At 61.9% G+C, this 522-nt stretch carries 1 pseudogene; it reads left to right on the top strand.

The window, feature by feature from the left end:
- Positions 1-265: 265 nt before the first annotated feature.
- Positions 266-522, top strand: a pseudogene (locus R8O10_RS27400) (DNA primase); the annotation flags it as partial.

Below are 522 nucleotides of genomic sequence, written 5' to 3'. Positions count from 1 at the left end.
CGTGCCCTGACCCGCTGGATCTTGGCGTTGATCCGTGCCCGTTGCTCTTCCAGCTTGGCGAGCCGTTCCGCTGCTTTTGCCATGTTGACATTCCCCTTGGTTATGTGCTTGCCATCATGCTATCATCGGAGCACAGACACCGCAAACCCCGACCGTCATTCTAACGGGAGGGCGCACTTACCGGTTTCTCTTCGAGAAACTGCCCTGCGGGCACCCCTTTGGGGCTGTGCGCTCTCCGAGGGCCATTGCATGGAGCTAAACCCCTATGGCCATCTATCACCTTACGGCCAAGACCGGCAGCCGGAACGGCGGCCAGTCGGCCAAGGCGAAAGCCGATTACATCCAGCGGGAGGGCCGTTACTCCCGCGACCGTGACGAGGTGCTGCACACTCAGTCCGGCCACCTGCCCGAGTGGGCCGAGCGCCCCGCCGACTACTGGGATGCTGCCGACCTGTATGAACGCGCCAATGGGCGGCTGTTCAAAGAGGTTGAGTTTGCCCTGCCGGTCGAACTGACCCTAGA

Source organism: Vibrio sp. 1727 (assembly GCF_033344415.1).
In the GTDB taxonomy this organism is placed as follows: domain Bacteria; phylum Pseudomonadota; class Gammaproteobacteria; order Enterobacterales; family Vibrionaceae; genus Vibrio; species Vibrio alginolyticus.
This window is presented reverse-complemented; position numbering and strand designations above follow the sequence as displayed.